Annotated in this window: 6 protein-coding genes; 5 read left to right on the forward strand and 1 reads right to left on the reverse strand. The window is 75.8% G+C overall.

Annotated elements, in window-relative coordinates; all coding sequences use genetic code 11:
• On the forward strand, positions 1-1,349 hold a 1,349-nt coding region (locus tag ACRYRX_RS22370), incomplete at its 5' end, for a GGDEF domain-containing protein (RefSeq protein ID WP_432515401.1).
• 9 nt (positions 1,350-1,358) lie between these two features.
• Here ACRYRX_RS22370 and ACRYRX_RS22375 read toward each other — a convergent pair.
• Positions 1,359-2,033 (reverse strand): vitamin K epoxide reductase family protein, encoded by a 675-nt coding sequence (locus tag ACRYRX_RS22375; protein WP_432515403.1) that lies wholly within the window; start codon positions 2,031-2,033, stop codon positions 1,359-1,361.
• Positions 2,034-2,191: 158 nt separating this feature from the next.
• Here ACRYRX_RS22375 and hisN point away from each other — a divergent pair, with 158 nt between their 5' ends.
• From hisN to ACRYRX_RS22395, 4 genes are all read left to right on the forward strand, one after another.
• Complete coding sequence (gene hisN / locus ACRYRX_RS22380) at positions 2,192-3,019, forward strand: histidinol-phosphatase (RefSeq protein ID WP_432515405.1); 828 nt, start codon at positions 2,192-2,194, stop codon at positions 3,017-3,019.
• Entirely contained in the window at positions 3,016-3,801 is a 786-nt protein-coding gene (locus tag ACRYRX_RS22385) for a CPBP family intramembrane glutamic endopeptidase (protein WP_432515407.1), read from the forward strand. The genes hisN and ACRYRX_RS22385 overlap by 4 nt, the downstream gene beginning before the upstream one ends.
• A gap of 123 nt (positions 3,802-3,924) precedes the next feature.
• Entirely contained in the window at positions 3,925-4,989 is a 1,065-nt protein-coding gene (locus ACRYRX_RS22390; protein WP_432515408.1) for a mechanosensitive ion channel family protein, read from the forward strand.
• Positions 4,990-5,191: 202 nt separating this feature from the next.
• Positions 5,192-5,878: a SemiSWEET family transporter gene (locus ACRYRX_RS22395; protein ID WP_432515410.1), complete on the forward strand. Its 687-nt coding sequence runs from the start codon at positions 5,192-5,194 to the stop codon at positions 5,876-5,878.
• The last annotated feature ends 119 nt before the right edge of the window (positions 5,879-5,997 follow it).

A 5,997-nucleotide genomic window follows, 5' to 3' on the forward strand; every position in this document is an offset into this window, starting at 1 on the left:
CCCCCGGGGCGGTGCGGGGGCCCGGCACGGCGCGCCGGTGGCTGCGAAGCCCAGTGAAGCCGCCGCGGGCCGGCCCCTCCCGGGCCCCGCCCGGCCCGGGCCCGGAGGAGGTGGCGCGCAGCGTCGTCGCGGTCCCGCTGCTGGTGCGCGGGCGCCGCACGGGCGTGCTGTCGGCGGCGAGCACGGTGGCGCAGGGGGCGTTCGGGCGCGGTGACGTGGAGCTGCTGCAGCTGATCGCCGGTCAGGTCGCCGCCTCGTTGGAGACCGCCCGCGCCGCGAGGCTGGAGATCGAGGTCCACGGCGCGCAGCGCGAGCGGGACCTGGCCGAGGCGGTGCGCCGGGTCACCGAGGAGGTCTCGGGGAGCCTGGACCTGCCCACGGTGCGCCGGCGGCTGCTGCGCTCCGCGCTGGCCGAGCTGGGCGGGCGGCGCGGGGCCCTGGTGCCGGTGGCGGTGCGGGCGCCGCGCGACGCCGACCCGCCCGCCCTGGTCACCGCCGCGGACGCCGCGACGGTCCGGGAGCTGGCCTGGAACCGCGACTGGGAGGGCGAACCGGACTGCGCGCACCTGCTGGAGAGCGCGCACGCCGTCTGCGGCGACGGCCCGCTGCCGGCGCGGCTGGCGGGGCTGCTGGGGCTGGCCGGGGACCGGCCGCCGGGCCGGGACGAGGCGCAGTGGCTGGTGGTGCCGCTGAAGGACCGGACGGGGCTGGTCGCGGAGGCGCTGGTGCTGACCGGCGGGGCCGAGGGGCCGGGCTCGCGCGCCCACGTCGCCGAGGCGCTGGCCGCGCCCGCGGCGATCGGCCTGGAGAACGCGCGCCTGTTCGCGCAGGTCGAGCACCTGGCCCGGACGGACTCCCTGACCGGCGTCGCGACGCGCGGGCACCTGCTGCGGCTGGGTGAGCAGCGGGTGCGGCGGGCGGTCCTGGGCCGGCCCGTGGCGGTGGTGATGGTGGACGTCGACCGCTTCAAGGCCGTCAACGACACGTACGGCCACGCGGCCGGCGACGAGGTGCTGACGGCGGTGGCCCGCCGGTTGCAGCACGAGACGCGCGAGGACGACGTGCTGGGCCGGTACGGCGGTGAGGAGTTCGCGCTCGTGGTGACCAGCCCGGGCCCGGAGGAGGGCGGTCACGGCCCGCTGGACGTGCGGGAGGTGGCGGAGCGGTTGCGGCGGAGCGTGCGCCGGACCCCGGTGGAGGTGCGCGGGGAGCAGCTGCGGGTCACGGTGAGCGTGGGGGTGGCGGTGCTGGCCGAGGGCGAGCGGCTGTCCGACGTCCTGGCCCGCGCCGACGCGGCCCTGTACCGGGCCAAGGCGAGCGGTCGCGACGTGGTGGTGGTGGCGGACTGAGGGGCCCGCTCAGAGGAGCGTGGACCAGTAGGACCAGAACTTCGTGGCGACCATGGCCAGGACCGCGGCGAAGCTGAGGACGACCAGCAGCCCCCGGTAGTCGACGACGACCAGCGCGGCCCGGCGAAGCGCCGCGGGCACGGGCACCAGCCCGCGGTCGAGGCCGTCGGCCAGGCTCGTCCAGAACGTCGGGACGACGACGGCCCACACGACCATGCAGTACGGGCACAGGGCGTGGATGGAGTACAGGCTCTGGCTGATGAGCCAGCCGATGAAGACCGCCCCGAGGGTGATCCCGGCGAGGTAGGTGCGCTCGACCCACCGCGGCAGCGCGACGCGGGACAGGACGAGGACGCCGAGGAAGGTGGACACGGCGAAGGCCGCGATGCCGATCAGCGGGTTCGGGAAGCCGAACAGCGCCGCCTGGTGGGTCTGCATGACGTTGCCGCAGGAGATGATCGGGTTGAGGCTGCAGCTGGGCACGTAGCCGGGGTCCTCGGCGAGCCTGATGCGCTCGACGGTGAGGGTGAAGGCCGCCACGAAGCCCAGGACCCCGCCGAGCAGGAGCAGCAGCCCCCGCGCGCGCGGGCTGACGGGGATCGCCGACAGGTGCCCCTCCGGGAGGTCCCCGGGGACGTCCTCCAGGGGCTGGTCGTCGTGGGTCCGGTCCGTCGTCCCCGCCATGCTCGTCCTCCCTCGCCGCACCGGGCACCCGCCGCGGGCACCGCCTCCGGGGGCTCTGACCCCGCCCACAGCATGGTCGACACGTCTGGGCGTCCCCTGAACGGGTCCACGGTCCCGGTTCCGGGGCGCGGGCGGTCACGGGCGGTAGGTTTCGCCGGGTGTCCTCCCCCAGCAGCTCCCCCGGCAGCGCCCGGCCCCGCTACGACGACGACCTGCGGCTGGCGCACGTCATCGCCGACCAGGTCGACGGCCTGACGACGGACCGCTTCAAGGCGGTCGACCTGGTGGTGGAGGCCAAGCCGGACCTGACGCCGGTCAGCGACGCCGACCGCACGGCCGAGGAGCTGATCCGCGGGCAGCTGAAGCGGACCCGCCCGCGCGACGCGGTGCTGGGCGAGGAGTTCGGGCTCGTCGGGCACGGGTCGCGGCAGTGGGTGGTGGACCCGATCGACGGCACGAAGAACTTCGTCCGCGGCGTGCCGGTGTGGGCGACGCTCATCGCGCTGCTGGAGGACGGCGAGCCCGTCGTGGGGCTGGTGTCGGCCCCGGCGCTGGGCAAGCGCTGGTGGGCGGCGACGGGCTCGGGGGCCTGGACGGGCCGCAGCCTGTCGTCGGCGACGCGGATCTCGGTCAGCTCGGTGTCGTCGCTGGCGGACGCCTCGTTCGCCTACTCCTCCCTGGAGGGCTGGGAGGCCGCCGGTGTCCTGGACCGCTTCCTGGACCTGACCCGGTCGGTGTGGCGCACCCGCGGGTTCGGCGACTTCTGGTCGTACATGCTGCTGGCCGAGGGGGCCGTCGACGTCGCGGCCGAGCCGGAGCTGGCGCTGCACGACATGGCGGCCCTGGTGCCGATCGTCACCGAGGCCGGGGGCCGCTTCACCTCCCGCGCCGGGGTCGACGGCCCGCACGGCGGCGACGCGGTGGCCAGCAACGGGCTGCTGCACGAGGCCGCGCTGCGGTTCCTGGGGACCCCCGCGCAGCCGTGAGCGGCCCGTCCCCGGCCGTGGTCACCGACCCCCGCGAGCGCCGGCTGCTGGTGTGGGAGGTCGTGGCGGTCTTCGCCGTCTCCCTGGGGATGAGCGGGGTCCGCGCGCTGGTCCGGTTCGTCGGCATCCTCACCGCGCCGGAGGCGATCAACGCGCAGACCTCGACGGTCCTGGGCAGCTACGCCCCGGACCGGCCGTGGCTGGACCTGTCCCTGCAGCTGGTGTCGGTGGCCTCGGGGCTGGCCCCGGTGTTCCTGGTCGGCTACCTGATGGCCCGCGGCGGGGGGTCGCTGCGGACGCTGGGGTTCGACGGCCGCCGGTTCGGGCGCAACGCCCTGGCGGGGCTGGGGCTGGCCGCGGTCATCGGCGGGTGCGGTCTGGTGCTGTACCTGGGGTCGCGGGCGGCCGGGCTGAACACGAACGTGGCGGCCTCGACGCTGCCGGACGTCTGGTGGGCGGTGCCGGTCTCGGTGCTGGCCGCGGCCGAGAACGGGGTCCTGGAGGAGGTCCTCGTCGCGGGGTACCTGCTGCACCGGTTGTCGCAGCTGGGGTTCCGCTGGTTCCCGGCGCTGCTGGTGAGCGCGCTGCTGCGCGGTTCCTACCACCTGTACCAGGGGGTGGGGGGGTTCGTGGGGAACGTGGCGATGGGGCTGGTGTTCGGGTGGGTGTACCAGCGGTGGGGTCGCACGACGCCGCTGGTGGTGGCGCACACGGCGATCGACGTCGTCGCGTTCGTGGGGTACGCGGCGCTGGTGGGGAGGGTGAGCTGGCTGCCGGGGTGAGGGAGGCGTGCAGATCGGCCGGGGGCCCCGTCCCCGACCTGCCGGACGGACGGGCGACACCTACCGTGGCTCGGGACCGCAGGACGTCGATGTCCGTACTCGATCCCTGAGGAGCCGCACCCCGTGAACATCAGCACCTCCGTCTGGCTCACCGTCGGCGCGACCGTCCTGGCCGCCGTCCTGGCCGCCGGGGTCGGCGAGCTCGTCGCCCTCGGCGTGCGCCGGCTGGGCCGCACGCACGAGATCCTCGCGACGCTGGCCCAGCGGGGCCGCCGCCCGCTGGCCGGTCTGCTCGGCACCCTGGCCGCGACGGTGTCGCTGCACGTCGGGACGGCACCGGCGGACTGGCGCGAACCCACCCTGACCGTGCTGGGGGTGCTGGCCGTGGCGTTCGGCGCGGGGCTGGCGGTCGTGGCCGCGAACGTGGTGCAGGACGTGCTGCTGCTGCGGTACCGCATCGACGTGGCCGACAACCGCAGGCAGCGCCAGCGGCGCACGCAGGTCCAGCTCCTCAAGCGGGTCGTGGTGGCGCTGATCGTGGTCGTCGCGGTGGCGGCGGTGCTGCTGACGATCCCGGGCGCGCGGGGGGTCGGCGCGAGCGTCCTGGCCTCGGCGGGGCTGCTGTCGGTGGTGGCCGGGCTGGCGGCGCAGACGTCGCTGGCGAACGTGTTCGCGGGTCTGCAGATCGCCTTCACCGACGGGATCCGGGTGGACGACGTGGTCGTGGTGGAGCAGGAGTGGGGGCACATCGAGGACATCACCCTGACGTACGTGGTGGTCCGGTTGTGGGACCAGCGGCGGTTGATCCTGCCGTCGACGTACTTCACGACGACGCCGTTCGCGAACTGGACGCGGAACTCCTCCGACATCACCGGCTCGGTCGACTTCGAGACGGACTGGACGACCCCGGTGGACGAGTTGCGTTCGCACGCGGAGGGTTTCGTGCGCGAGCACCCGTTGTGGAACGGGCAGACGTTCGCCCTGCAGGTGACGGACGCGAGGAACTCGGTGCTGAGCTTCCGGGTGCTGGTGAGCGCGAACTCCGGCGGGGAGCTGTTCGACCTGCGCTGCGCGGTGCGCGAGGAACTCGTGCGGGTGCTGCGCCGCGACCACCCGGGCGCGCTGCCCAAGGTCCGGCTGGAGTCGGCGCCGGTGGTGAGCCTGCCTCACCAGAGCGCCCGCGCCTGACCCCACCCCCTCACCCCCACCCCTTCACCGCGATCAAGGACTCCCGCCCGGCGATCAAGGACAGCTGTGTCCTTGATCATCGGGCGGGAGTCCTTGATCGCGGTGGGGTGGGGCCGCGCAGGACGGGTGTGACCCGCGTCTCACCGACGTCTGCCGGCGTGCGCCTCAAGGCGGGACCTGGTACCGGTCGAAGAACAGGCACGTGCCTGTTTCCTCCCTTCTCCCCCTCCTCGGCCTCCTCGCCGCCGGTCTCGGCATCCTCACCGGTGTCCCGCAGGTCCTGCGCCTGCTGAAGGACCCCGACGCCACCGGCCTGTCCTACTCCTCCGCGGTCCTGGGCGTCCTGTCCGCCGGGACCTGGCTGAGCTACGGCGTCGCGCTGCGCGACCCCGCCCAGCTGGTCGCGAACGTGCCGGGCCTGGCGTGCGCGGTCGTCACGGTCGTCCTGGCCGCCCGGCGCCTGGGGCTGCGGCTGTCGACCGCCGCGGTCGCCGTCGCCGCCTGGACCCCGGTCGTGGTGGCCGCGTTCGCCGTCGGCGGCGCCGCCGCGGCCGGCGCGCTGGGCACGGCGGTGTCGCTGGTGAAGATGCTGCCGCAGATCCGCACCGTGGTGCGCCGCGAGCCGCTGCACGGCCTGGCCCCGGCGACCTTCGTCCTCACCCAGGTCTCGGCGACGCTGTGGACGGTCTACGGCCTGGCGCTCGGGCAGGTGTCGGTGGCCGTGTGCTCGGCCGTCACGGTCGTCCTGGCCGGGGTCGTCCTGTCCCGCCGCTGCCCGCCGGCCGAGGTCGTCCGGGCGCTGCACGCGGGCCGCTTCGGCGCCCCGGGCCGGTTGCTGGTGCGCCCGCTGGTCCTGGCGCGCCGGGCCACCCTGGCGCTGGCGGCCTGAGACCGCGGGGGGGGGGGGGGGGGGGGGGGGGGGGGGGGGGGGGGGGGGGGGGGGGGGGGGGGGGGGGGGGGGGGGGGGGGGGGGGGGGGGGGGGGGGGGGGGGGGGGGGGGGGGGGGGG

Source organism: Kineococcus lubricus (genome assembly GCF_050871965.1).
GTDB lineage: Bacteria > Actinomycetota > Actinomycetes > Actinomycetales > Kineococcaceae > Kineococcus.